The sequence below is a fragment of the Mycobacterium parascrofulaceum ATCC BAA-614 genome (genome assembly GCF_000164135.1).
Classification (GTDB): Bacteria; Actinomycetota; Actinomycetes; order Mycobacteriales; family Mycobacteriaceae; genus Mycobacterium; species Mycobacterium parascrofulaceum.
This window is the reverse complement of record NZ_GG770554.1, coordinates 559,421-583,577: the sequence shown is the minus strand read 5'-3', so window position 1 is coordinate 583,577 and position 24,157 is coordinate 559,421. Positions and strand designations below refer to the sequence as shown.

The 24,157-nt window shown below is 70.0% G+C and carries 23 protein-coding genes; 9 read left to right on the top strand and 14 right to left on the bottom strand.

The features are described 5' to 3' along the window. The 3 genes from HMPREF0591_RS12825 to mca form a co-directional block, all read right to left on the bottom strand. Positions 1-1,792: thioredoxin domain-containing protein (locus HMPREF0591_RS12825; RefSeq protein ID WP_007168988.1), on the bottom strand; the 1,792-nt coding region annotated here is incomplete at its 3' end. Further along, a complete protein-coding gene (locus tag HMPREF0591_RS12820; protein WP_007168987.1) occupies positions 1,779-2,087 on the bottom strand; it encodes a hypothetical protein in 309 nt (102 codons plus the stop codon). The genes HMPREF0591_RS12820 and HMPREF0591_RS12825, both read right to left, overlap by 14 nt. Further along, positions 2,084-2,956 carry a mycothiol conjugate amidase Mca gene (gene mca, locus HMPREF0591_RS12815; protein WP_007168986.1) on the bottom strand — a complete coding sequence of 291 codons (873 nt, stop codon included), beginning with the start codon at positions 2,954-2,956 and terminating at the stop codon, positions 2,084-2,086. The genes HMPREF0591_RS12820 and mca overlap by 4 nt, the downstream gene beginning before the upstream one ends. A gap of 114 nt (positions 2,957-3,070) precedes the next feature. Between mca and HMPREF0591_RS12810 the strand changes: the two genes are divergently transcribed. Continuing rightward, complete coding sequence (locus HMPREF0591_RS12810; RefSeq protein WP_007168985.1) at positions 3,071-3,496, top strand: DUF4307 domain-containing protein; 426 nt, start codon at positions 3,071-3,073, stop codon at positions 3,494-3,496. Between the two features lie 221 nt (positions 3,497-3,717). Continuing rightward, positions 3,718-4,212: a transcription elongation factor GreA gene (gene greA, locus HMPREF0591_RS12805; RefSeq protein WP_007168983.1), complete on the top strand. Its 495-nt coding sequence runs from the start codon at positions 3,718-3,720 to the stop codon at positions 4,210-4,212. A gap of 102 nt (positions 4,213-4,314) precedes the next feature. Here greA and HMPREF0591_RS12800 read toward each other — a convergent pair whose 3' ends face one another. The 4 genes from HMPREF0591_RS12800 to HMPREF0591_RS12785 form a co-directional block, all read right to left on the bottom strand. Then, positions 4,315-5,475 carry a cystathionine gamma-synthase gene (locus tag HMPREF0591_RS12800; protein WP_007168982.1) on the bottom strand — a complete coding sequence of 387 codons (1,161 nt, stop codon included), beginning with the start codon at positions 5,473-5,475 and terminating at the stop codon, positions 4,315-4,317. Positions 5,476-5,523: 48 nt separating this feature from the next. Then, on the bottom strand, positions 5,524-6,273 hold the full coding sequence (locus HMPREF0591_RS12795) for an RDD family protein (RefSeq protein WP_040622449.1): 750 nt from the start codon (positions 6,271-6,273) through the stop codon (positions 5,524-5,526). A gap of 89 nt (positions 6,274-6,362) precedes the next feature. Continuing rightward, complete coding sequence (locus tag HMPREF0591_RS12790) at positions 6,363-7,781, bottom strand: cystathionine beta-synthase (protein WP_007168980.1); 1,419 nt, start codon at positions 7,779-7,781, stop codon at positions 6,363-6,365. 68 nt (positions 7,782-7,849) lie between these two features. After that, complete coding sequence (locus HMPREF0591_RS12785; protein WP_007168979.1) at positions 7,850-8,917, bottom strand: alpha/beta hydrolase fold domain-containing protein; 1,068 nt, start codon at positions 8,915-8,917, stop codon at positions 7,850-7,852. 230 nt (positions 8,918-9,147) lie between these two features. Here HMPREF0591_RS12785 and HMPREF0591_RS12780 point away from each other — a divergent pair, with 230 nt between their 5' ends. Continuing rightward, positions 9,148-10,122 (top strand): SGNH/GDSL hydrolase family protein, encoded by a 975-nt coding sequence (locus HMPREF0591_RS12780; protein ID WP_007168978.1) that lies wholly within the window; start codon positions 9,148-9,150, stop codon positions 10,120-10,122. A gap of 83 nt (positions 10,123-10,205) precedes the next feature. Then, complete coding sequence (locus HMPREF0591_RS12775) at positions 10,206-11,423, top strand: acetyl-CoA C-acetyltransferase (protein WP_040622446.1); 1,218 nt, start codon at positions 10,206-10,208, stop codon at positions 11,421-11,423. Between the two features lie 226 nt (positions 11,424-11,649). On the opposite strand, the gene HMPREF0591_RS12770 is transcribed toward HMPREF0591_RS12775, so the two are convergent. Then, positions 11,650-12,501, bottom strand: a complete 852-nt coding sequence (locus tag HMPREF0591_RS12770; RefSeq protein ID WP_040622780.1) for a Bax inhibitor-1/YccA family protein — start codon at positions 12,499-12,501, stop codon at positions 11,650-11,652. Positions 12,502-12,726: 225 nt separating this feature from the next. On the opposite strand from HMPREF0591_RS12770, the gene HMPREF0591_RS12765 reads away from it, so the two are divergent. From HMPREF0591_RS12765 to HMPREF0591_RS12755, 3 genes are read left to right on the top strand one after another with little or no spacing between them, the layout of a single operon-like run. After that, entirely contained in the window at positions 12,727-13,764 is a 1,038-nt protein-coding gene (locus HMPREF0591_RS12765; RefSeq protein WP_040622445.1) for an enoyl-CoA hydratase/isomerase family protein, read from the top strand. A 12-nt stretch (positions 13,765-13,776) separates the two neighbouring features. Further along, on the top strand, positions 13,777-14,568 hold the full coding sequence (locus tag HMPREF0591_RS12760) for an enoyl-CoA hydratase (RefSeq protein ID WP_040622443.1): 792 nt from the start codon (positions 13,777-13,779) through the stop codon (positions 14,566-14,568). Between the two features lie 7 nt (positions 14,569-14,575). Further along, entirely contained in the window at positions 14,576-16,348 is a 1,773-nt protein-coding gene (locus HMPREF0591_RS12755) for an alpha/beta hydrolase (protein WP_007168973.1), read from the top strand. Here HMPREF0591_RS12755 and HMPREF0591_RS12750 read toward each other — a convergent pair whose 3' ends face one another. Both HMPREF0591_RS12750 and HMPREF0591_RS12745 read right to left on the bottom strand, forming a co-directional pair. Then, positions 16,349-16,798 (bottom strand): rhodanese-like domain-containing protein, encoded by a 450-nt coding sequence (locus HMPREF0591_RS12750; protein ID WP_083802012.1) that lies wholly within the window; start codon positions 16,796-16,798, stop codon positions 16,349-16,351. Further along, the gene (locus tag HMPREF0591_RS12745) at positions 16,798-17,373 is read right to left on the bottom strand and encodes a cupin domain-containing protein (RefSeq protein WP_007168971.1); all 576 of its coding nucleotides are present in this window, start codon (positions 17,371-17,373) and stop codon (positions 16,798-16,800) included. The genes HMPREF0591_RS12750 and HMPREF0591_RS12745 overlap by 1 nt, the downstream gene beginning before the upstream one ends. A gap of 112 nt (positions 17,374-17,485) precedes the next feature. On the opposite strand from HMPREF0591_RS12745, the gene HMPREF0591_RS12740 reads away from it, so the two are divergent. Both HMPREF0591_RS12740 and HMPREF0591_RS12735 read left to right on the top strand, forming a co-directional pair. Next, a complete protein-coding gene (locus HMPREF0591_RS12740; RefSeq protein ID WP_425270175.1) occupies positions 17,486-17,923 on the top strand; it encodes a lipoprotein LpqV in 438 nt (145 codons plus the stop codon). A gap of 90 nt (positions 17,924-18,013) precedes the next feature. After that, complete coding sequence (locus tag HMPREF0591_RS12735; protein ID WP_085981630.1) at positions 18,014-19,090, top strand: patatin-like phospholipase family protein; 1,077 nt, start codon at positions 18,014-18,016, stop codon at positions 19,088-19,090. A gap of 21 nt (positions 19,091-19,111) precedes the next feature. Here the strand turns inward: HMPREF0591_RS12735 and HMPREF0591_RS12730 are convergent, their stop codons facing one another. The 4 genes from HMPREF0591_RS12730 to HMPREF0591_RS12715 form a co-directional block, all read right to left on the bottom strand. Beyond that, the gene (locus HMPREF0591_RS12730) at positions 19,112-19,990 is read right to left on the bottom strand and encodes a patatin-like phospholipase family protein (protein WP_040622441.1); all 879 of its coding nucleotides are present in this window, start codon (positions 19,988-19,990) and stop codon (positions 19,112-19,114) included. Between the two features lie 45 nt (positions 19,991-20,035). Beyond that, on the bottom strand, positions 20,036-20,905 hold the full coding sequence (locus HMPREF0591_RS12725; RefSeq protein WP_040622776.1) for a class II glutamine amidotransferase: 870 nt from the start codon (positions 20,903-20,905) through the stop codon (positions 20,036-20,038). 66 nt (positions 20,906-20,971) lie between these two features. Then, positions 20,972-22,603 carry a long-chain fatty acid--CoA ligase gene (locus tag HMPREF0591_RS12720; RefSeq protein WP_007168966.1) on the bottom strand — a complete coding sequence of 544 codons (1,632 nt, stop codon included), beginning with the start codon at positions 22,601-22,603 and terminating at the stop codon, positions 20,972-20,974. 143 nt (positions 22,604-22,746) lie between these two features. Then, positions 22,747-23,808, bottom strand: a complete 1,062-nt coding sequence (locus HMPREF0591_RS12715; RefSeq protein WP_007168965.1) for a beta-propeller fold lactonase family protein — start codon at positions 23,806-23,808, stop codon at positions 22,747-22,749. Between the last annotated feature and the right edge of the window lie 349 nt (positions 23,809-24,157).

The window sequence follows — 24,157 nt, the reverse complement described above, 5'->3', positions numbered from 1 at the left end:
CCGCCGCCTCGGCCACGGCCAGCCAGTGTCCCGCCGACCGCGGCGCGCGCTCCAGCAGCACCGAATGCGCGTCGAGCGCGTCGGCCGCCGCGCGCAGGTACCGTTCCGCGCGCTCGCCGTCCGCCAGGTGCGCCGCGGTCAGCAGCGCCTCGGCGATCGACGACGCGCCCGACGGGGTGGCGCCGTCCAGCGGGTCGGCGGGCCGGAGCATCAGCCGCTCGGCGTCGTCGGCGGTGTCGAACCAGCGGCCGGGGCGCTGCGGGTCGGCGAAGTGTTCCAGCGCCGTGTCGAGCAACCCGGTCGCCGCGGTCAGCCACCCCTCGTCGGTATCCAGCTGGTAGAGCGCGAGCAGCCCGGTGGCCAGCGTCGCGTGGTCCTCGAGGATGGCGGCGCTCTCACCCACCACCCCGCCCAGGCTGGCGCGCCGCAGCCGCCCGTCGACGAGGTGCAGGGCAAGCAGCGCGGCCGCACAATCCCGCGCGGCGTGGACCAGCCCCGGCTCGTTCAGGGCCACGCCGGCCTCGGCCAGCGCGGTGATCGCCAGGCCGTTCCAGGACGTCACGACCTTGTCATCGCGCCCCGGCTGGGCCCGGGTGAGCCGGGCGGCCAGCAGCGCGGCCCGGACACGTTCCAGCCGTTGCGGGTCGCCGGGACCGGCGGGCTGCGGGCCCCTCCCGCTTGCGGGGAACTGCAGCACCGAGGACCCGTGCTCGAAGGTGCCGGAAGCGGTGACCGCGAAAAGCTGTGCGGCCCAAGGGCCGTCGTCGGGACCGAGCACCTCGGTAAGCTGTTCGGGCGTCCAGACATACGTCGAGCCCTCGCGGCCGTCGGCGTCGGCGTCCAGCGACGAGGCGAACATGGCGCCGTCGGCCAGGTCGTCGAGCAGGAAGCGCGCGGTCTCGGCGGCGACCCGGCGCGCCAACGGATTCCCGGTCCGCCGCGCCCAGTGCGCGTAGGCGCGCAGCAGCAACGCGTTGTCGTACAGCATCTTCTCGAAATGCGGGACCACCCAGGCGTTGTCGACGCTGTAGCGGGCGAACCCGCCGGCCAGCTGGTCATAGATGCCGCCGCGGGCCATCGCGTTGCCGGTGCGCTCGACCGCCTGAAGCGCCGCCGTCGACCCGGTGCGCTCGTAGTTGCGCAGCAACGCCTCGAGGACCGCCGAGGGCGGGAATTTCGGTGCGCCGCCGAACCCGCCGTGTTCCGCGTCCTGGTCGGCGAGGACCGCGGCGACCGCGTGGTCGCACAGCTCCGGCGCGACGCGCGGCCCCCCGGAGGGCAGCCCGCCCGCCATCGCGCGCAGCTCGCCGGCGATCTGGTCGGACGCCTGCTCCACCTCGCCACGACGCTGGCGCCAGGTGGCCGACACCGCCGAAAGAAGCTGCAGGAAGCCATCTTTGGGGTAGTAGGTGCCGCAGAAGAAGGGTCGGCCGTCCGGCGTCAGGAAGCACGTCATCGGCCAGCCGCCGTGCCCGGTCAGCGCCACGGTGGCGTTCATGTAGACGGCGTCGAGGTCCGGGCGTTCCTCCCGGTCGACCTTGATGCAGACGAATCCGGAATTCATGGCGGCGGCCACCTCGTCGTCCTCGAACGACTCGTGGGCCATCACGTGACACCAGTGGCAGGCCGCGTAGCCGATGGACAGCAGGATCGGCACGTCGCGGTCGGCCGCCGCCGCCAGCGCCTGCGGGGTCCACTGCTGCCAGTGCACCGGGTTGTCGGCGTGCTGGCGCAGATACGGGCTGGTGGCCAGCCCGAGCGTGTTGGTCGCGGCAGCGTCAGCCGGGCTCATCGCCGGGTCCCGGTGGCCGCTCCGATCCGTCCGCCCGGTCCGGGGGCTGTCCGTCGGCCTCGTCGACCGCGTCGGTGCCCTCGTCGGCGGCCTGGTCGGGCTCGGGGTGCTTGGGGTCGAACGACTCGGGCACCTTCTTCAATTGCCGATTCATCGATCGCAGCAGGAACAGCGTGGCGATCAACAGCAACACGACGATCAGCAGCCCGATGGGGCTGGCCTTCCCGAAGTCCGGGCCGGTGTGCTGCGGTGCGCCGTCCGCCAGCGCGCTCGCCGTCAGAACGAGGCGGTTCACCCGTCACCCCCGATTCCGGCGAACAGGTCGTCCTCGGGCAGCCGCACCGGGACCCGCGAGCGCGCCAGCTCGAATTCCTCCGTCGGCCACAGGCGCTGCTGCCACTCGATGGGCGCGGCGAAGAAATCGTGCTCGGGGTCGATCTGGGTGGTGTGGGCCCGCAGCGCGTCGTCGCGCTGGCCGAAGTACTTCGAGCACTCGACGCGCGTGGTGACCCGGGATTCGAACGGGTCGTGCGAGGCGTCCCAGTGCTCGAGCCACTTCTTGAACGGGGGTTCGTGGCCGTGTTTGACGGCCTCGTCGTGCAGCAGCTGCATCCGGGCGCGCAAGAATCCGTGGATGTAGTAGAGCTTGGACACGGCCCACGGCTCGCCCGCGTCCGGATACCGCCGGTAGTCCCCGGCCGCCTCGAAGGCACCGACCGACACCTGGTGGCAGCGAATGTGATCCGGATGCGGGTAGCCGCCGTTCTCGTCGTAGGTGGTGATCACGTGTGGGCGGAAGTCGCGGACCACCCGCACCAGCGCCTCCACCGACTCCTCGAGCGGCGCCAGCGCGAAGCATCCCTCGGGCAGTGGGGGCGGCGGGTCCCCCTGGGGCAGGCCGGAGTCGACGAAGCCGAGCCAGGTGTGCTCGACGCCGAGGATCTCGGCGGCCTTGGCCATCTCGTCGCGGCGGATCTCGGCGATGTGGCCGCGCACCTCGGGCAGGTCCATCGCCGGGTTGAGGATGTCGCCGCGCTCGCCGCCGGTCAGCGTCACCACCAGCACCCGGTGACCCTCGTCGGCGTAGCGGGCGAGGGTGGCCGCACCCTTGCTGGACTCGTCGTCGGGGTGGGCGTGCACCGCCATCAACCGCAGTTCGCTCACGTGCCCCCTTGTCGGTCTGCTGGTCGCCGGTTGTGAATCTATAATTCCAGTTCTTCAGATCGTTGCATGCTGCCGGCCGGTGCCCGGCGGCCGACCACTCAGGCATACCCAGCCATGACCGATACTTCCCCTCCGCGTCCGGAGGCCCGCTACGGGCGCTCGCGCGTGCCCCGGCGCTGGGTGATCGGCGCCCTCGGTGCGCTGGTCGTCGCCGCCGGCCTGGTGATCGCCGTCGTCAGCTACCACCGGCTGGGCACCGGCGCCGTGACGGGCACGCTGGCCGGCTATCAACTGATCGACGACGAGACGGCGTCGGTAACGATCAGCGTGACGCGATCCGATCCGTCGCGCCCGGTGGACTGCATCGTGCGGGTGCGGGCCAAGGACGGCAGTGAGTCGGGCAGGCGGGAGGTGCTGGTCCCGCCGTCCGGGGCGAAGACGGTGCAGATCACCACCACGGTGAAGTCCAGCAAACCGCCGATGATGGCCGACATCTACGGCTGCGGCACCGACGTGCCCGCCTATCTGCGGCCCGCCTGACCGCGCGAGCGATAGCCGAACTGCGAATTTGGGGTCATCAATTGTTTGCGCGGTGGTAACATGGGTGAATGCACGGTTCCTGATGGGACCGTGTATTGCTGCATTAAGGCCGTGAGCACAACGGATCGGCAGCGCACGGGGAGAAGACCCGGATACGCCCGGCGGCGGGGATAACAGGCTTACGCGGTTGCGCGCAACGACAACATGAGGAGCACGACGAGATGACGGACACTTCGGTGACCTGGCTGACCCAGGAGTCGCATGACCGGCTGAAGGCCGAACTCGACCAGTTGATCGCGAATCGTCCGGTGATAGCCGCGGAAATCAACGACCGCCGCGAAGAGGGCGACCTCCGCGAGAACGGCGGATACCACGCCGCGCGCGAAGAGCAGGGCCAGCAGGAGGCCCGCATCCGCCAGCTGCAGGACCTGCTCAACAACGCCAAGGTCGGCGAGGCGCCCAAGCAGTCCGGCGTGGCGCTGCCCGGTTCGGTGGTCAAGGTCTACTACAACGGCGACAAGTCCGACACGGAGACGTTCCTGATCGCCACCCGCCAGGAGGGCGTCAACGACGGCAAGCTCGAGGTGTACTCACCCAACTCGCCGCTGGGCGGCGCCCTGATCGACGCCAAGGTGGGCGAGACCCGCAGCTACGTCGTGCCCAACGGCAACACCGTCGAGGTCACGCTGGTCAGCGCGGAGCCCTACCACTCCTAGCCAGCTGGTGGCGACCCGCCACTAGCCGCGTCCTCCGGCGAGCAGACGCAAAATCGCATCCAACGCGCTTCGCACGTGCGATTTTGCGTCTGCTCGCGGTGGCTAGGCGAGCGCCTGGCCCAGGTCGGCCAGCAGGTCCGCAACGTCTTCGATGCCGACCGACAGCCGCACCAGGTCATCGGGCACTTCCAGCTGCGACCCCGCCGTGGACGCGTGCGTCATGGCGCTGGGGTGTTCGATCAGCGACTCGACGCCGCCGAGCGACTCGGCCAGGATGAAGACCTCGGTGCGGCCGCACAGATCCCGGGCGGCCTGCCGGCCGCCGCGCATGCGCACCGACACCATCCCCCCGAAGCCGCGCATCTGCCGCGCGGCGACGTCGTGCCCGGGGTGGCCGGGCAGGCCGGGATAGAGCACGGCGCTCACTGCCGGGTGTCCGGCGAGGAATTCCGCCACGGCCCAAGCGTTTTCGCTGTGCCGCTGCATGCGCAGCACCAGCGTCTTCAGGCCGCGCATGGTCAGGTAGGCGTCGAACGGGCCGGGCACCGCGCCCGCGCCGTTCTGCAAAAACGCGAAGGCCGCGTCCAATTCCGGGTCATCGGTGACCAGCGCGCCGCCCACCACGTCGGAGTGGCCGCCGATGTACTTGGTGGTCGAATGCAGCACCACGTCGGCGCCCAGCGTCAACGGCTGCTGCAGCGCGGGCGAGGCAAATGTGTTGTCCACCAACACCTTTACCGAGGACTGCTGGCCCAGCCCGGCCAGGGCCGCGATGTCGGCGATGGACAACAGCGGGTTGGTCGGTGTCTCCACCCAGATCAGGCGGGTCTGCGGCGTGATCGCGGCGCGGACGGCGTCCACGTCGGACAGCGCCACCGGCGTGTAGCGAACGCCCCACTGCGTGAACACCTTGTCGATCAGCCGGAAGGTGCCACCGTAGGCGTCGGTGGGGATGATCACGTGGTCACCGGGCCGCAGCATCGCCCGCAACGCGCAGTCGGTGGCGGCCATGCCGGAAGCGAACGCCCGCGCGTAGCCGCCCCCCTCGACCGCCGCGAGCGAGGCCTCCAGCGCCGCCCGCGTCGGGTTGCCGGTGCGCGCGTATTCGAACCCGCCGCGCAGCGCGCCGACGCCGTCCTGGGCGAACGTGCTGCTGGCGTAGATCGGGGCGTTGACCGCCCCGGTCGCCGGATCCGGCCGGTAGCCGGCGTGAATCGCTTTGGTCGCGAGTCCGGTGAAGTGTCCGGTGTGGTCGGCGCTCATCGTCGATCAGCCTAGGCGACCGACCCCTCGGCTACCGCGCCCGCACGACTAGCTCGGCTGCGGCTCGGTCCCGTCGAGCGGCAGACAGACCGTCGTCATGATCTTGTCCGCCAGCGTCTGCCGCTTGGCATCCCACAGCGGGAAGAGGAAACCGATGAAGCAGATGATGGCGTCGACGAAGTGCGCGAGGGCGCGCACGACGGACATCCCGAAACCGATCGGCTGGCCGGTGACCTCGCTGACCACCTTGAACTTCATCACCGACTTGCCGACGCTCGACCCCGTGGTGCCCTGGCGGTAGCCGTAGTTCCAGATCAGATAGAGCAGCCCGATCAGCGACGCCAGCCACTGTGCGGCCAGGCCGAGGGTCGAGTTCTGCGTCACGCAGTACTGGTTGACGGAGTACTGCGTGACGTCGGTGATGCAGGACGTCTGCTGCGTCGCCACCAGGATGCCGGTGCCGATGCCGTGCACGACGGCGTACGGGAGGATGTCGATGATGAAGGCCGCCAGCCGGGTGAGCCACGGCGTGTAGGACTCCGTCGGCAAGGTGCGGATAGCCGGTCCGGGAGGCGGGGGCGCGTACCCGCCGGAGGGCGGCGGGGGCGGCGGATAGGAACCACCGCCGGGTGGTGGCGGGGGCGGCGGATAGGAACCACCGCCGGGTGGTGGCGGGGGCGGCGGATAGGAACCGCCGGTGGATGCCGGCGGAGGGGGTGGGGTGTCCTGGCCACCGGATGACTCGGGCGACGAGGCCGGTGGCGGGTAAGCGCCGCCGGGCGGCGGTTGATCGGTCATGGGCACCCCTTCCACTGCGGACCAGCCGGACCAGGCGGCATTACAGTACCTGAGCGCACGATGGCCGGGCGAGAGACGAAGCGCGCCCGCTAGCGTCGCCCTGCTGGTCCGCGAGGCCCGTCGGAGAGGAACCCCAGCAGGTCGTATCGGGTGATCACCCCGACCGGTTTGCCCTCCTCGACCACCATCAGCGCGTCCCACTCACGCAGCGCCTTGCCGGCGGCGCTGACCAACTCGCCGGCGCCGATCATGGGCAGCGGCGGGCTCATGTGCTGCGACACGGCGTCGGCCAATTTGGCCCGGCCCTCGAAGACGGCCGACAGCAGTTCGCGCTCGGAGACGCTGCCGGCCACCTCGCCCGCCATCACCGGCGGCTCGGCGCCGACGACGGGCATCTGGGACACCCCGTACTCGCGCAGGATGCCGATTGCGTCGCGCACGGTCTCGGACGGATGCGTGTGCACCAGGTCGGGCAGCTCGCCCGACTTGCGGCGCAGCACGTCACCCACCCTGGCCTGTTCGGTCGACCCGTCGAGGCGGCTGCGCAGGAACCCGTAGGACGACATCCAGGCGTCGTTGAAGATCTTCGCCATGTAGCCGCGCCCGCCGTCGGGCAGCAACACCACGATCAGCGCGTCGGGCCCGGCCTCCTCCGCGACCTTCAGCGCGGCCACCACCGCCATCCCGCACGACCCGCCGACCAGCATCGCCTCTTCGCGGGCCAGGCGCCTGGTCATGTCGAACGAGTCGGAGTCGGACACCGCGATGACCTCGTCGGGCACGCCCGGGTCGTAGGCGGCCGGCCAGAAATCCTCGCCGACGCCCTCGACCAGGTAGGGCCGGCCGGTGCCCCCCGAATAGACGGAGCCCTCGGGGTCCGCGCCGATGATGCGCACGGGTCCTTCTGGTCGGCCGGCGGACACCTCTTTGAGGTAGCGACCCGCGCCGGTGATCGTGCCGCCGGTGCCGATGCCGGCGACGAAATGGGTGATCTTGCCGTCGGTGTCGGCCCAGATCTCCGGGCCGGTGGTGGCGTAGTGACTGGCCGGCCCCTCCGGGTTCGCGTACTGGTCCGGCTTCCAGGCGCCCTCGATCTCTCGGGTCAGCCGGTCGGAGACGCTGTAGTAACTGTCCGGGTGCTCGGGCGGCACCGCCGTCGGGCAGACGACGACCTCCGCGCCGTAGGCGAGCAGCACGTTGCGCTTGTCCTCGCCGACCTTGTCGGGGCAGACGAACACGCACTTGTACCCGCGCTGCTGGGCCACCAGCGCGAGGCCGACGCCGGTGTTGCCCGAGGTGGGTTCGACGATGGTGCCGCCGGGCTTCAGCAATCCGGTCGCCTCGGCGGCGTCGATCATTCGGGCCGCGATCCGGTCCTTCGAGCTGCCGCCGGGGTTGAGGTACTCGACTTTGGCCGCCACGATGCCGGCGCCGTCCGGGACGACCGACTTCAGGCGAACCAGCGGGGTGCCGCCGATGAGCTCACTGATGTGCTGGGCGATCCGCATGCGTTCATCGTCTCAGGCGGGTTCCCGGGGTGCACGACGGCTTCCCCCGGCGGGCAACGACGGGTGCGCTACTCGGTGGCCTCGCGGATGTAGTCGCCGATCTGCCGCAGGGAGCGGACCGCCTCCGGCACCATGGGCGCCGCGAGCTGAAAGTCGTGAACCTGCCCGGGCCACACCCGCACCTCGGCCGGCACCCCCACCGCGGCCAACCGGCTCGCCGCCAGCCGCGCGTCGTGCAGCAGCACCTCGGACCCGGAGACGTGGATCAGGGTCCGCGGCAGGCCGGGCTTGATGTGCTCGAGCGGCTCGTAGATCTCCTCGGGTTTCCCCGCGACCTTGTGCTTGTCGGCCGCGGAGGCAACCAGCTCGGCCAGCGCGTCGAACGCCCGGTGGGAGAACATGGCGTCGGTGCTGATGTTGGGGTGCGCCTGCTTGCATTCCTTCGCCAGCTGCAGCAGCGGCGAGATCATCACCAGGGCCGCGGGCTCCTCACCGCTCTCTTGCAGGCGTTCCGCCAGGGCGAGCGCGAGATAGCCGCCCGCGGAGTCGCCGGCCAGCACGATCTGATCGGGTTGGTACCCGCGCAACCGCAGCCATTGGTAGCCGTCGTGGCAGTCGTCCAGGGCCATCCCGATCGAATGCTTGGGCAGCAGCCGGTAGTTGACCACCAGGATCGGCGAGTCGGCGAAATTCGACAACGCCTCGACCAGCCGGCCGTGCGAGTTCGCCCCGCAGGTCAGGAAGGCGCCGCCGTGGAAGTAGACCACCACCCGGCGGGTGCCGTCGGCGGGCAGCACGCCCGGCGCGCGCACCAGCTGCGCCGAGGCGTTGGGCAGCTGCACCGTCTCGCGGACGGTGGCCGACACGGGCAGCACCACCCGGGCGGCCAGGTCGATCAGGCCCCACGGCCAGGGGAAGTTCGGGACGTGGCTGCCGACGGACAGCACGGGTCGGATGGTCACCCGCGATGTCAGGTTGGCCACCCGCGCAGCAACGCTGGGCCCGGACTCGAGGACCTCGACCGGCTCGCCGTCGCTCATCGCGAACTTGCGGGTCTTTGCCCGCCGGGCCCTCAGGACGTCATGCGGACGCAGGGCGGCTTGGGGCCAGCCGGATACCTTGCCGGGTGCGCTCATGCTCAACACTTCCTACGCCGTTGTAGTGCGATACAGCATGTGACGAGGCGGCCAAGCGTCCGGTTCAGCCGTTTGCCCGAAGCGCTCAGCCAACCCCTGCGGATCAGCGTGACAGGCATTTTTCAGAGCAACGTTTGAATAGCCCGATTCGATACCAATTCGTTTCCCGCCGTGACCGGATTGTTGGTCAGCCGACCTCGCAAACATCCAAGCCGAACTAAACTGATTTCGTGACCATGCGGGTGCCACGCCGTTCGGCGATCGCCCTGGCCACAGCAGGCGCACTCGCCTCGACGGGGACTGCCTATCTGGGGGCGCGCAACCTGCTCGTCGGCCAGGCGACGCACGCGCGCACCGTCATCCCCAAGTCGTGGGACATCCCGCCGCGCGCCGACGGCGTGTACACCCCCGGCGGCGGGCCGGCGGAGCGGTGGCACCGCGGCGTGCCCTTCGACCTGAGCCTGATGATCTTCGGCGACTCGACCGCCGCCGGCTACGGGTGCGTGAGCGCGGAGGAGGTGCCGGGGGTACGCATCGCGCGGGGCCTCGCCGAACAGACGGGCAAGCGAATCCGGCTGAGCACCAAGGCCATCGTCGGCGCCACCTCGAAGGGTGTTTGCGGCCAGGTGGACGCCATGTTCGTGGCCGGGGCGCCACCGGACGCGGCGGTGATCATGGTCGGAGCCAACGACGTGACAGCCCTCAACGGGGTCAGCCAGTCGGCCCAGCGGCTCGGGCTGAGCGTCCGCAAGCTGCGCGCCCGCGGCGCGGTCGTGATCGCCGGTACCTGCCCGGATCTGGGGGTCATCACCGCCATCCCGCAACCGCTCCGCTCGCTGGCGCACGAGCGTTGCATGCAACTGGCCCGCGCCCAGGCCGCGGCCGTGCGGTCCGCCGGCGGCATGCCGGTACCGCTGGGCCAGCTGATGACCCCGCAGTTCCGTTCGACGCCCCACGTGATGTTCTCGCCGGACGGCTTCCACCCGTCCGCCCCGGCATACGCGATCGCCGCCGACGCGCTGCTGCGCGCGCTGTGCGAGGCGCTGGGCGAGGAGGTCGACATTCCGCCGCTGGAGTTGGCGGCGTCGACCACCCCGCCGGTGCTCGGCCAGCGCCACACCCGAACCAGCGTGATGTCGCGGCTGTGGCGGCGTCCGGTGGCGCGACCCGCCCCGTCTTCGTGCCCCCAGGTTGGCAACGACTAGATTCGTGCTAGCCCGTCGGCGTTGAGTCAACGGTTTGTGAAGCGCGATCGTCGGAATCCGGAAGGGATTTGAAGGGAACCGTTATGCCTGAAGCCGTCATTGTCTCAACCGCTCGCTCGCCGATCGGCCGCGCGATGAAGGGGTCGCTGGTCTCCATGCGGCCCGACGACCTGGCCGCCCAGATGGTGCGCGCCGCGCTGGACAAGGTCCCGGCGCTCAACCCGCACCAGATCGACGACCTCATCCTGGGCTGCGGCCTGCCGGGCGGCGAGTCCGGCTTCAACATGGCGCGTGTCGTCGCCGTCGAGCTGGGCTACGACTTCCTGCCGGGCACCACCGTGAACCGGTACTGCTCGTCGTCGCTGCAGACCACCCGGATGGCCTTCCACGCCATCAAGGCCGGCGAGGGTGACGCGTTCATCTCCGCGGGTGTGGAGACCGTGTCCCGGTTCGGCAAGGGCAACTCGGACTCGTGGCCCGACACCAAGAACCCGATCTTCGACGAGGCCCAGGAGCGGTCGCAGGCCGCGGCCGCGGGCGCCGACGAGTGGCACGACCCCCGCGCCGACGGCAACCTGCCCGACGTCTACATCGCGATGGGGCAGACCGCGGAGAACGTCGCGCTGCTGACGGGCATCAGCCGCGAAGACCAGGACCATTGGGGCGTGCGCAGCCAGAACCGCGCCGAGGAGGCGATCAAGAGCGGCTTCTTCGAGCGCGAGATCTCCCCGGTCACGCTGCCGGACGGCAGCACCGTGAGCACCGACGACGGCCCCCGCGCCGGCACCACCTACGAGAAGGTCTCCGAGCTGAAGCCGGTGTTCCGGCCCAACGGCACCGTCACCGCGGGCAACGCCTGCCCGCTGAACGACGGCGCCGCCGCGCTGGTGATCACCAGCGACACCAAGGCCAAGGAGCTGGGCCTCACGCCGCTGGCGCGCATCGTCTCCACGGGCGTCAGCGGCCTGTCGCCGGAGATCATGGGCCTGGGACCGATCGAGGCGTGCAAGAAGGCGCTGGCGCGGGCGGGGATGTCGATCAACGACATCGACCTCTACGAGATCAACGAGGCGTTCGCCGTGCAGGTGCTGGGCTCGGCGCGCGAGCTGGGCATGGACGAGGACAAGCTGAATGTCTCCGGCGGGGCGATCGCGCTGGGCCACCCGTTCGGCATGACCGGTGCGCGCATCGCGACCACGCTGCTCAACAACCTGCAGACGCACGACAAGACGTTCGGCCTCGAGACGATGTGCGTCGGCGGCGGGCAGGGCATGGCGATGATCATCGAGCGGCTCAGCTGACCGACTCGCGGTTGCAGTGTCGTCCCGGGTGTCCGGCGTGCGCGTAGGGCCTTGCGGGTGTGTCCAGGGCGAGGAAATCGCCCGGATCCCGCCGCCGGCTCACACTCGAAGCCGCTAACGCACGGCGGATGCTTCGCACATTCGGCGCCCAGGCACACTCGACGCCCAAGGCACAGACGACAAGACCGGCACGCCGATCGGCGTGCCGGTCTTTCGTTGACGAGCGCTAGTCGTTCTGCAGGTAACTGAGCAGGCGCAGGATCTCGATGTACAGCCAGACCAGCGTCACGGTCAGGCCGAGCGCGATGCCCCAGGCCGCCTTCTCGGGGGCCCCGGCGCGCACCATCTGGTCGGCCGCGTCGAAGTCGATCAGGAAACTGAACGCCGCGATCCCGATGCACACCAGCGAGAAGATGATCGCGAGCGGGCCGCCGCTGCGCAGGCCCAGGCCGGCACCGCCGCCGACCCCGAACATCGCCAGCACGAAGTTGCCGAGCATCAGGGCCAGCACGCCGAACATCGCGGCGACGAGCATGCGGGTGAACTTGGGGGTGACCCGGATGGCGCCGGTCTTGTAGACCACCAACATGCCGAAGAAGACACCGAAGGTGCCCATGACGGCCTCCCCGATCAGCACGCCGGCGTTGGCGTTGGAGACCGAGAAATTGGCGAACACGAACGACAGCGCGCCCAGGAAGAGGCCCTCGAGGACGGCGTAGCTGAGCACGATCGCCGGGCTGTCCTGCTTGCGGCCGAAGGTCGCCACCAGCACCAGCCCCAGGCCCCCGAGCGCGCCGATCAGGGTCAGCGGCATCGCCAGCGCGAGGTTGGCCGACACCAGGAAGTAGGAAACCACGGCGGACACCGCCAGCACGGCCAGCGTGATGCCGGTCTTGGTGACGACGTCGTCGATGGTCAGCGGCCGCGAAGCCCTGGCCTCCTGGTAGGGAGCTTGGTAGGGCGCCGCGTAGGGGTCGGCTCCATAGCCCTGCATCGGGGCCGCGCCTGTGCCGAATTGCGCGTATCCGCCCCGCTGCTTGGGCAGCGAACGAAATACCGGGTTGCTTGTCTCCCGCACCGTCGGATCCTCTCTATTGGCTTCGAGCTGTGCGAACACCATCTCAACGAGCAGCGTCCCGTCCGGGTTCCCGGCCGACCTGGGCATTTTTCGGTGCCCGGAGCCGCCCAGACGAACGCAGGTGCTGTCGTCGCGTTAAAGATAACCCTTACCCGCGGGTATAGCGCCGGTCGTCACGATCTAGATTTTTCGTCGAGGGTGGAACCGGCGATGGGAGGCCAGTGCGTGTCCGACGAATCCGATGAGGTTCTGACCCGCGTCGACGGCAACGTCGGTCTGATCACGCTCAACCGCCCCAAGGCGATCAACTCGCTGAACCAGCCGATGGTGGACGCGCTGCGCGCCATCCTCTCCGCGTGGGCGGACGACGACGCGGTGCGCGCGGTGGTGCTCTCGGGCGCCGGCGAGCGCGGGCTGTGCGCCGGCGGCGACGTCGTCTCCATCTATCACAGCGCCCGCAAGGACGGGGTCGAGGCGCGGCGGTTCTGGCGGGACGAGTATCTGATGAACGCCCAGATCTCCGATTTCCCCAAGCCATACGTGGCACTGATGGACGGCATCGTGATGGGTGGCGGCGTCGGCGTGAGCGCGCACGCGAACACCCGCGTGGTGACCGACACCGCCAAGATCGCGATGCCCGAGGTCGGCATCGGTTTCGTTCCCGACGTCGGCGGGATGTTCCTGCTGTCCCGGGCGCCCGGCGGCCTGGGTCTGCACGCGGCGCTGACCGGGGCGCCGTTTTCCGGATCCGACGCCATCGCGATGGGATTCGCCGACCACTACGTGCCGCACGGCGCACTCGAGGCCTTCACCCGCGCGGTCGTCGACGACGGCGTCGAGAGCGCCCTCGCCGAGCACGCCGTCGAGCCACCGCCCAGTGAGCTTGCCGCGCAACGGTCTTGGATCGACGAGTGTTACGCGGGTGAGACGGTCGAAGAGATCGTGGCTCGTTTGCGGGACCACGAGGCCGGCGCAGCCAACGATGCCGCCGATCTGATCGCCACCCGGTCGCCGATCTCGTTGTCGGTGACCCTGGAGGCGATCCGGCGCGCCGGCAAGCTCGAGACCGTGAAAGACGTTCTCGTTCAGGACTACCGGGTGTCGTCGGCGTCGCTGCGGTCGCACGACCTGGTGGAGGGCATCCGGGCGCAGCTGATCGACAAGGATCGCAACCCGAAGTGGTCGCCGGCGACGCTGCCCGAGGTAAACCCAGCGGACGTCGAAGCGTATTTCACCCCGGTCGATGACGACTTGAGTTTCTAGAAAGGCGATTTGGTGACTGACACGGCCCCCGAGAACTACGAAACCATCCTGGTCGAGCGCGACGAGCGCGTCGGCACCATCACCCTGAACCGGCCCAAAGCACTCAACGCGCTGAACACCCAGGTGATGAACGAAGTGACAAGTGCGGCAATGGACTTCGACAACGATCCGGGCATCGGCGCGATCATCATCACCGGTTCGGCCAAGGCGTTCGCCGCGGGCGCCGACATCAAGGAGATGGCGGGCCTGACGTTCGCCGACGCCTTCGACGCCGACTTCTTCGCCCCCTGGGCCAAACTGGCGGCCGTGCGCACGCCGACCATCGCCGCGGTGGCCGGGCACGCGCTCGGCGGCGGCTGCGAGCTCGCGATGATGTGCGATCTGCTGATCGCGGCCGACACGGCGAAGTTCGGTCAGCCGGAGATCAAGCTCGGCGTGTTGCCGGGGATGGGCGGCTCGCAGCGCCTGACCCGCGCCATCGGCAAGGCCAAGGCGATGGACCTGATCCTGACCGGGCGCACCATCGATGCCGCCGAAGCCGAACGCAGCGGCCTGGTTTCGCGGGTGGTGCCGGCCGACGACCTGCTGACCGAGGCAAAGGCCGTGGCCACCACCATTTCCCAGATGTCGCGCTCGGCCGCACGGATGGCCAAGGAGGCGGTCAACCGTGCCTTCGAGTCGACCCTGTCCGAAGGGCTGCTCTACGAGCGCCGGCTCTTCCACTCGACGTTCGCGACCGAGGACCAATCCGAAGGCATGACGGCCTTCGTCGAGAAGCGCGCTCCCAACTTCACCCACCGCTAGGCCTGCGATGAGCGACCCGGGTTCAGCGACGAACACCGACACCGGCGGCAACCCGACGGCCGTCGCGGACGAAGCCGGGCGCCCGCAGGCCGGACCCGAAACCGGCCCGGCGGTCCCCGAGCCGCGCCCGGGCCAAAAGCCTTGGTGGGTGCGTCATTACACGTTCACCGGCACCACCGTGGGCCTGGTCTTCGTCTGGTTCTCCATGACGCCGTCGCTGTTGCCGCGCGGCGCGTTGTTTCAGGGGTTGGTCAGCGGGATCTCCGGCGCCATCGGCTACGGGCTGGGCGTGTTCGCCGTGTGGCTGGTCCGCTACATGGGCGCGAAGGATCACAGTCCCCCGGCGCCGCGCTGGGCGTGGAAGGTGCTGATCCCGATCGGCGCGCTCGGAATGGTGTTGATGGCCATCTGGTTTCACGTCTGGCAGGACAACGTGCGCGACCTGATGGGTGTCGCGCACCTGAAGTGGTACGACTACCCGGTGGCCGCGGGCCTGTCGCTGGTGGTGTTGTTCACCCTGGTCGAAATCGGCCAGTTCATCCGGTGGCTGGTCCGGTTCCTGGTCGGTCAGGTGGATCGCATCGCTCCGTTCCGACTGTCGGCGACCATCGTGGTGGCACTGCTCGTGGTGCTCACCATCACCGTGCTCAACGGTGTCGTGCTCAAGTTCGCCATGCGCACCATGAACGACACGTTCGCCTCGGCCAACAACGAGATGAATCCCGACACCGCTCCCCCGAGGACGCCGCTGCGATCCGGCGGCCCGGAGTCGCTGGTGTCCTGGGAATCCCTTGGCCACCAAGGCCGCATCTTCGTGGAAGCCGGGCCCCGAGTGGACCAGCTCACGACCTTCAACGGGGTCCAGGCGACCGAACCGATCCGCGCCTACGCCGGGCTGAACTCCGCGGACGGCATCACGGCGACCGCCGAACTCGCGGCGCGTGAGTTGCAGCGCACCGGCGGACTGCAGCGCGCCGTCGTCGCGGTCGCGACCACCACCGGCACCGGCTGGATCAACGAGGCGGAGGCCGACGCGCTCGAGTACATGTACAACGGCAACACCGCGATCGTCAGCATGCAGTACTCGTTCCTGCCGAGCTGGCTGTCCTTCCTGGTGGACAAGGAGAACGCCCGCCACGCCGGCCAGGCGCTGTTCGAGGCCGTCGACCGGCTGATCCGCCAGATGCCCGAAGCGCAACGCCCCAAGCTCGTCGTGTTCGGCGAGAGCCTGGGGTCGTTCGGCGGCGAGGCGCCGTTCATGAGCCTCAACAACGTCCTCGCCCGCACCGACGGCGCCCTGTTCAGCGGGCCGACGTTCCAGAACACCATCTGGACCGAACTGACGGCGACGCGCGACGCCGGTTCCCCGGAGTGGCTGCCGATCTACAACGACGGCAAGAACGCCCGGTTCGTCGCGCGCCCACCCAATCTGGCGCGCCCGAACGCCGCGTGGGACCGCCCGCGGGTGGTCTATCTGCAACACGCCTCGGACCCGATCGCCTGGTGGTCGCCCGACCTGCTGTTCAGCGAGCCGGACTGGCTGCGGGAACGGCGGGGCTACGACGTGCTGCCGGAGACGCGCTGGATTCCGGTGGTTACGTTCCTGCAGGTGTCGGCGGACATGGCGGTGGCCGTCGACGTGCCCGAGGGGCACGGCCACCACTATGTCGCCGACGCGGCCGACGGCTGGGCCGCGGTGCTCTCACCGCCGGGCTGGACGCCGGAAAAGACGGCCAGGCTGCGGCTCCTGCTCCATTCGGAGGCCACCTCCACCGGGTAGCTAGAGCCAACGGCGGCCCGGGGTGCCGGCGGTGGCGAGCACTGCCGGGTCGGCGGCCACCGCCCGGGCGCGGGAAAGCTGTTGCAGCACACCGGAATCCGCCAGCGCGTGGTAGCCACCGATGACGTCGGTGGCGCGGTGCAGGCCGATGTCGAGCAACGCGGCGGCCGCGAGGCTGGAGGTGTAGCCCTCCGAGCACACGATCACCCATTCGACGTCGTCGCCGACCGCCTCGGGCAGCTTGGCCTCGCTGGTCGGGTCGCAGCGCCACTCCAAGACGTTGCGCTCGATCACCAACGCGCCGGGGATCTCACCCTCCCGCAAGCGCTGCGCCTGGGGACGGATGTCGACCAGCACCGCGCCGCGCCGCAGCGCGTCGGGCACCTCGGCGGCGGGCAGGCGGCGGAGACGGCGCCGGGCGGATCTCAACACGACGTCGATGCGGCTCATCACGGTCCTTCCGGTTGGTCGGTCAGTTCGGTGCGCTGGCGGCGCAGCCGATTCCGGCCGGTGATCTGGTAGTACGACATCGCGGTCAGCGGCGGTGAATAGGCATGCACGCTGAGCGACGGCCGCGCCGGTACCGAAACGGGCACGGGAACGGGCCGGGGCGCCCACACCACGTCGTGCACCCAGCCCAGCGGGAACCCGGCCTGATCGCCGGCGTCGAGCCGGCGCTGCCGCAGGGCACGCCCGTCCCAACGGAATTCGTTGAGCGAGCCGGACACGACCGTCAGCGCGCCCAGGGACCCGCCGTGGTCGTGCAATTCGGTGTGATGACCGGGAACCCAGCTGATCAGCCAGACGTCCAACTCCTCGTCACCGTGAATGCGGGTGAACCAGCGGCGCGAGTCGGGTACGCCGCCCGGCGGCAGCAGGTGGTCGCAACGCCCGCTCAGGACGTCGTCGGCCGCCCGGTCGGTGGCGTGCAGGAGGTCGGGAACGCGCAGCCGCGTCGGGCCCGCAGACGGGGAGGAGAAAGGTCGCGGGCGCGACGCAGCCGGGACGGCGAGGGGCACAGACATCGGGGAGCTCCAGGGAAAACGGATCGGACAGGCGGCGGCGTGTTACGGCCGGCAACACTCGCAAAATCCGAAGCGCTCCATCACGGCCGCCAGTGTTGCATAGATTGGGAGGGTGCGCTGGTGCCGTGACCGCCCCCGGTCGTGGGGGACGCTCGCCGTGGCGGCCGGCTTGCTGGCGGTGATGGGTTGCTCGCACGGCGCCCCCGGCGGCGAGACCGCGTCCTCGTCGGCGCGGCCGGCGGGCATCCCGGCGGGTGCGGCGCCCCCGGGCGCCGTCGGACGCTCACCGGCCGGCGTGACGACCAGGGTCGACGTCCCCGCGAATTCGACCGAGGAGGAGTATTACCAGGCCTGTCACGCCGCAAGAGTGTGGATGGACGCGCAACCCGGGACCGATCGGTCACTGTTCGAGCCCTATCTGGCGATGGTCCAGGCCGCGCCGGCGGGCACCGCGGGCAGCTGGAATGCCCGATGGGCGGATCTGACGCCGGCCCGGCAGGCGGCCGTGATCACCGCCGCGCGCGCCGCCGCGGACGGCGAATGCGACTAGAGCCTTCGAACTCTTGCGCGATTGAATTCACGGGTAGCTAAAGTGTCGGGCCCGCCGGTGCCGCCCGGTTCCACCGCGCAAAATGAAGGGATGCCGGACGGACCTGGTGGGGTGGTCCCGCGCCGATCGTCACCGACGCGGGTGGCGTTGGCGCTGGGCAGCGGGGGCGCGCGCGGCTACGCCCACATCGGGGTGATCGACGCCCTGCGCGCCCGAGACTACGAGATCGTGGGGATCGCGGGCTCGTCGATGGGTGCGCTAGTCGGCGGGCTGGAGGCCGCCGGACGCCGCGACGAATTCGCCGACTGGGCCAAGTCCCTGACGCAGCGCACCATCCTGCGGCTGCTGGACTTCTCGATCAGCGCGGCCGGGGTGATGCGGGCGGAGAAAATCCTGGAAGCGGTGCGCGACATCCTCGGCCCCGTCGCCATCGAAGAGCTGCCGATCCCGTTCACCGCGGTGGCGACCGACCTGTTGACCGGTAAATCGGTGTGGTTTCAGCGCGGCCCGGTCGACGAGGCGATCCGCGCCTCCATCGCGATACCGGGCGTGATCGCCCCCCACGAAGTCGACGGCCGGCTGCTGGCCGATGGCGGCATCCTGGACCCGCTGCCGATGGCCCCCCTCTCGGCCGTCAACGCCGACGTGACCATCGCGGTGAGCCTCAGCGGCAGCGAGGCGATCGCCAACCGCGACGCCGAAGCCGGCGTGACCGCCGAGTGGCTGAACCGCATGGTGCGCAGCACCTCCGCCCTGCTCGACACCTCCGCGGCCCGCTCCCTGCTCGATCGGCCGACCGCGCGAGCCGTCCTGGGCAGATTCGGCGGGACCACCGCCGAATCCGACAGCTGGTCGGACGATGCGGACGTCGACGAGACCGCCCCCGAGGACGATGCCGTGGGTGAACTGGGCGACGCCGCACCCGACGTCCCGAAGCTGGGCAGCTTCGAGGTGATGAACCGCACGATCGACATCGCCCAGGCCGCGCTCGCGCGCCACACGCTGGCGGTCTACCCGCCCGACCTGTTGATCGAGATCCCGCGCTCGATCTGCCGGGGCCTGGAATTTCACCGGGCGGCCGAGGTGATCGCCGTCGGCCGCGCGCTGGCGGACGAGGCCCTGGACGCCTTCGACAACGACCGCGCCGCGCCGGCTGATGAAGGCTGAAACCCGCGCGGCGGCAACGACTTAGCCTCGCGCACACCCCAGGAACCGCGCGACGGACCCGGCTTCGCGGCGGCCCTGCTCGCGCCCGGCCCGGGCCGATGCGACGCGGCACCCGGGATCCAGCGGGTTGGGTCCGAACGCCGCCAGCGAGCCGGGATCGGCGAACACCGCGAACGTCGCGCCGGGGAACGCGGAGATCTCCGCGGCCGGGCCGGCGCCGAACGGCGCGGGCGCGTCGGCGGCCGACGGCACCAGCACCACCGCCGCATCGCAATCGGCGGCCACGCCGAGGTTGACCGTGCTGGCGACCCCGCCGTCCATGTAGCGCCGGCCCGCGATCGCCACCGGCGGCCACGCCCCGGGCACCGCGCAGCTGGCGGCCACCGCGTCGACGAGGTCGACGCCGGAGTCGCGATCGAAGACCACCGATTCCCCTGTGTCCACGTCGATGGCGGTGATCCGCAGCACCCGGTCGGGCCAGGCGTGCGACGGCAACCGTTGGGCGATCACCCGGCGCCGCACCGAGGGCGGAACGGTTTCGGTGGCCAGCGCCACGGCGCCGATCCGCCGCATCCGGTCACGCGTCCTGTCCGAGCCGTCCGTATGGGGCTCGGCCAGGGCGGCCAGGAACATCTCGGTGATCGAGGCGACGTCGACCCCGGAATCGATCTCGGCCGACGATTCGGCGACCTGCCGGTCGAACAGCGCGTCGAGCGCGCTGCCGCCGGCGATCTGCGCGGCGACGGCCGAGCCCGCCGAGGTTCCCACCAGCACGTCGGCGCCCAGCAACAGCCGCGCCGCCGTCGGCGACTCGTCGGCGATACCGCGTAAAACACCTGTCTCCCAAGCAATTCCCGCGATCCCGCCACCGGCCAGCACAAGCGCTCGTCTGGTTGTCACGCCCACCCACTCTGCCAGCAGCGGTGGGCGCCGCGGTGGCGGGGTTTACGGCGAGAGCAGCTGCGCCTGTTGCGCCGGGACGCTGAGATCCTCCTCGCGGATCTGGTGCCTGGGCGGGTCGGGCAGCACCACCTTGCTGGTGATGTGCAGCCCCGCGTCGACATGGACGAGCTCGCCGGGATCCAGCAGGCGCCAGCGCGGGTCGCCGTCCATCGGTTCACTGGCGAATACCACCGACGATCGGGCGCACAGATGCTTCGACCAGGCGCGGATCCGGTCGGTGCGCATGTGGAAGTCTCGCGCCGACTCGGGCTCATAGCGCCGGTCCAACACATAGAGCCGGTTGCTCGCCGGGTACCGCAGCGCCCACATCTCGGTGGCCGTGCTCAGCAGCACGTTGACCCCGAAGATCGGCACGCTGTCCGCAAGCCACCGCATGGCATCGAGCAAACCCGCTGTCGTGTCGCCGCTTTGGGCTCGGGTGCAACCGGTGATCAAGGCGAAGACCCGCTCGGAGTCGGTGTCGCCCTGCACCAGGTCTGCGGTGCCGAGCTCGCGCAGCCGCGCATCGAGAACGTCGAGCCCCTCGACCACGCCGTTGTGCGCGAATATCCGTCCATCCTGCAGAAAGGGATGGGTGTTACGGGTCTCGTGTGAGCCGGTCGTCGCGTAGCGCACGTGCGCGATGAAGGTGGTGCCGCTCATCTCGTGCGCTTCGGTGGCGAACGCGGAATCCCTCCAGGCCGCCATCGGCTGCTTGTGCACCTGGGGTCGGCCCCGCTCGTCGAAGACGCCCAGGCCGGTGCCGTCCGGGTTCCTCCTGCTCTGGACCGACAGGCTGTCGGGGGCGTCCATCAACCAAAACGTCGCGGTGCAGACGTCCGTCCCGGCGTGCAATCCGAAAAGTCGACACATGACCTCGACGGTACCCAGCTTCGGCGGTTCAACACGCGCGCGAGCGTCCGCCCTCATTCGCGGCGCTCAGTCGCGCGCCTCGACCACCCAATAGCCATGCTCGGCGTAGCGCGCCCGGATGGCCTTCTTGTCGTATTTGCCCACACTGGTGCGCGGAATCTCCTCGACGAACGCCCACCGCTCGGGCAGCCACCAGCGAACCACCTTTTCCGCGAGGAACTTTCGCAGGTCCTCGGCGCTGACCGTGGTGCCTTCCTTGGCGACCACGACGGCCAGCGGCCGTTCCTGCCACCGCTCGTCGGGCACGCCGACGACCGCGGCCTCGACGACGTGGGGGTGCCCGATCAGGTTGTTCTCCAGCTCGACGGAGGAGATCCACTCCCCACCGGACTTGATGACGTCCTTGGCCCGGTCGGTCAGGGTGACGAAGCCCCGCTCGTCGAGCCGCCCCACGTCGCCGGTGCGCAACCAGCCGGAGTCGAACTTCGCGTCGTCGGCCGTCAGGTAGTACGAGCCCGCGATCCACGGGCCGCGGACTTCCACCTCACCCACGGCCTCCCCGTCGTTCGGCAGCACCCGGCCGTCGTCGTCGACGATGCGCATCTCCACACCGCAGACCGGCTGCCCCTGGGTGGCGCGGAAGGCCCAGTGCTGGTCCTCGGGGGTACCCGGCGGCGGCCACGCCATGGTGGCCATCGGGGAGGTTTCCGTCATGCCCCACAGCTGCCGGATCTGCACGCCGTGCTTTTCCTCGAAGGTCCGCATCAGGGACACCGGGACGGCCGAGCCGCCGCAGACCACCAACCGCAGCGACGACATGTCGTGGTCGGGTTCTTCCTCCAGGCGATGCAGCACGTCGTTCCAGATGGTGGGCACCGCGCCCGCCAAGGTCGGCCGGAGGTCCTCGACCAGGCGGATCAGCGACCGCGCGTCGAGGTGGCGGTCGGGCAGCACCAAGTCGGCACCGGCCATCAGGGCGGCATACGGCAGGCCCCACGCGTTGGCGTGGAACATCGGCACGATCGGCAGCACGCTGTCCACGGCGCCCACGCCGATGCCGTTGGCCGTGCAGGCCGCCATGGTGTGCAAATAGCTCGAACGGTGGCTGTAGACCACGCCTTTCGGGTTGCCGGTGGTGCCGCTCGTGTAGCACATCGCGGCCGCGGACTTCTCGTCGATCTCGGGCCAGTCGAACTCGGTCGACTCGCCGGCGAGGACGTCGCCATAGCGCAGCACGGTCTTGCCCGCCCCTTCGAACGGGGCCTGGTCACCCTCGCCTACCACGATCACCGTGTGCACGGTCTTCAACTCGCCCAGCACCGGGGCGAGCAGCTTGGCGAGCGACGCGTCGACCAGCACCACCTGGTCCTCGGCCTCGTTGGCGACGTAGGAGATCTGTTCGGCGAACAGGCGGATGTTGAGGGTGTGCAGCACCGCGCCCATCGACGGCACCGCCAGGTAGGTGGCCAAGTGTTCGGCGTTGTTCCACATGAACGTGGCCACCCGCTGATCCCCGTCGACGCCGAGGCGGCGCAACCCGTTCGCCAGCCGAGCGGCGTCCTGCCCGAGTTCGCGGTAGCTGATTCCCCGGTAGCCGTCGCCGGTGGCGGTGGTGACCGTGCGCGCACCGTGCACGCCGCAGCCGTGCCGCATGATCGCGGTGATCGTCAACGGATAGTCCTGCATCGTGCTGTCCATTGAGGTACCGCCTTTGGATCTCGGCGCAGCGCCGCCTGATGTCAACCCTCGAGACGCGGTGCGACCGCTCCCGGGCCGGCAGCGATGGGCCGACGGCCGTCTCCACCCTAAGCCCGGGTTCGGCGACGGCGTCGGCAATCACCCTAAGCGAGTACGGGTTCCCGCTGCGCCAGCGCGGGCAGCCGGGTGGTCGACGCCTCGGCGGATCCCCCGCCCGCGGTTATCGGCGCCACGGTGACCACGCCGGAGTAGCCGGCGATGTAGAGATACCTGCCGTCCGGGCTTTCGACCACGCAGGACGGCTGCTTGGCCACCGTGATGTCGCCGACGACGTCGTGGCTGCGCGTGCAGACCACCGCGACGCGGTCATCGCTGACCAGGTAGGCGCGGCGGCCGTCGCGGCTGAGCGTCAGGCGGGTGAGCGGACCGGCGACCTCGCTGAGCTTGCGCGTGCCGGTGATCTTGCGGGTCCGGATGTCGACGACGTCGAGCACCGCGCCGACGACGGGCCCGCAGCTGGCGACGTAGGCCGTGCCGCCGTCGTCGCTCAGCGCGACGTCGCGGATGGGCAGACCGAGCTCGTAGGCGCCCACGATGCGCGAGCGCCGGGGGTCGACTTCGACCAGCCGGCCGCCGGACGGCCCGTTGGTGGCGGCGTACAGGTGGCGCCCGTCGGGGCTGACGCGCACGCAGTCGGCGGTGGTCCCCGGCTCGATGGCCAGGTCGATCACCGCGACGTCCTCGGTGATGACGTCCAGCACCGTGACGTAGGCGCCGCGGGCGCCGTTGCCGCTGGCGTAGACGAGCCTCCCGTCGCCACTCACGGCCAGATCGCTCACGCTCTGCGCGAGCGGGTGGGTGGCGACGTGCGCGCCGGTCGCCAGGTCGACGACGTCGACGGAGTCGTACGACATGGTCGCGGTGCTGACGAAGACCAGCGGGGCGTCCCCGCCGTTCAGGGCGACCGCGAAGGGCTCGCCGAGGCCGGTGACGCTCCGCACCACCCGACGCGCATCGGTGTCGATGATCGAGACCGCGTCGCGGCCGTGGTTGGCGACGACCAGTCGACTGCCGTCGGGGCTGATGCCGATGTCGCTGATCGGGCCGTTTCCGACCGGAATCCGGACCACCGAGGTGTCATCGAGCCGGAACACCCGCTCGTCCCGGTCGTCCTGGGGGGCTTTGCGGTCATTAACACCGCTCACGCTGCACCGCCTTTGCTATGTTGTCGGCGCGGGACGACGTCGCCGGGACATGCGCGACTTTCGGCCTCCGGATCCAGGAGGATCTCAGCACCGAAAGGCGCTGACGCGACTGGTTTTCGCGAGTCTAGCGACCGAAATCCGCGTCAAAGCGGTTCGAAATCCCCCGACGTTAGCTACGTCACTCCCCGCACTCAGGTTCTGCTCAGGCTTTCAATTACGCTGTATCGCAGTCGCTTACCCGTAGCGAAACTGATGCAAACGCCCATCCGGCGGATTTCGCTTCCGTCGCTAACGCCGCCGGTCAGGGTCGTGCGGCCGTCCAGCATAGGAAATTCTCAGGTTTCGCGCG

Coding starts and splice junctions, on each gene's coding strand:
- HMPREF0591_RS12790 (WP_007168980.1), bottom strand. CDS start 7,781: ATGCGGATCGCCCAGCACATCAGTGAGCTCATCGGCGGCACCCCGCTG.
- HMPREF0591_RS12750 (WP_083802012.1), bottom strand. CDS start 16,798: ATGAGCCGCATCGACGTCGTGTTGAGATCCGCCCGGCGCCGTCTCCGC.
- HMPREF0591_RS12785 (WP_007168979.1), bottom strand. CDS start 8,917: ATGAGCGCACCCGGCAAGGTATCCGGCTGGCCCCAAGCCGCCCTGCGT.
- HMPREF0591_RS12720 (WP_007168966.1), bottom strand. CDS start 22,603: ATGGACAGCACGATGCAGGACTATCCGTTGACGATCACCGCGATCATG.
- HMPREF0591_RS12775 (WP_040622446.1), top strand. CDS start 10,206: ATGCCTGAAGCCGTCATTGTCTCAACCGCTCGCTCGCCGATCGGCCGC.
- HMPREF0591_RS12795 (WP_040622449.1), bottom strand. CDS start 6,273: ATGACCGATCAACCGCCGCCCGGCGGCGCTTACCCGCCACCGGCCTCG.
- HMPREF0591_RS12800 (WP_007168982.1), bottom strand. CDS start 5,475: ATGAGCGCCGACCACACCGGACACTTCACCGGACTCGCGACCAAAGCG.
- HMPREF0591_RS12810 (WP_007168985.1), top strand. CDS start 3,071: ATGACCGATACTTCCCCTCCGCGTCCGGAGGCCCGCTACGGGCGCTCG.
- HMPREF0591_RS12755 (WP_007168973.1), top strand. CDS start 14,576: ATGAGCGACCCGGGTTCAGCGACGAACACCGACACCGGCGGCAACCCG.
- greA (WP_007168983.1), top strand. CDS start 3,718: ATGACGGACACTTCGGTGACCTGGCTGACCCAGGAGTCGCATGACCGG.
- HMPREF0591_RS12745 (WP_007168971.1), bottom strand. CDS start 17,373: ATGTCTGTGCCCCTCGCCGTCCCGGCTGCGTCGCGCCCGCGACCTTTC.
- HMPREF0591_RS12735 (WP_085981630.1), top strand. CDS start 18,014: ATGCCGGACGGACCTGGTGGGGTGGTCCCGCGCCGATCGTCACCGACG.
- HMPREF0591_RS12725 (WP_040622776.1), bottom strand. CDS start 20,905: ATGTGTCGACTTTTCGGATTGCACGCCGGGACGGACGTCTGCACCGCG.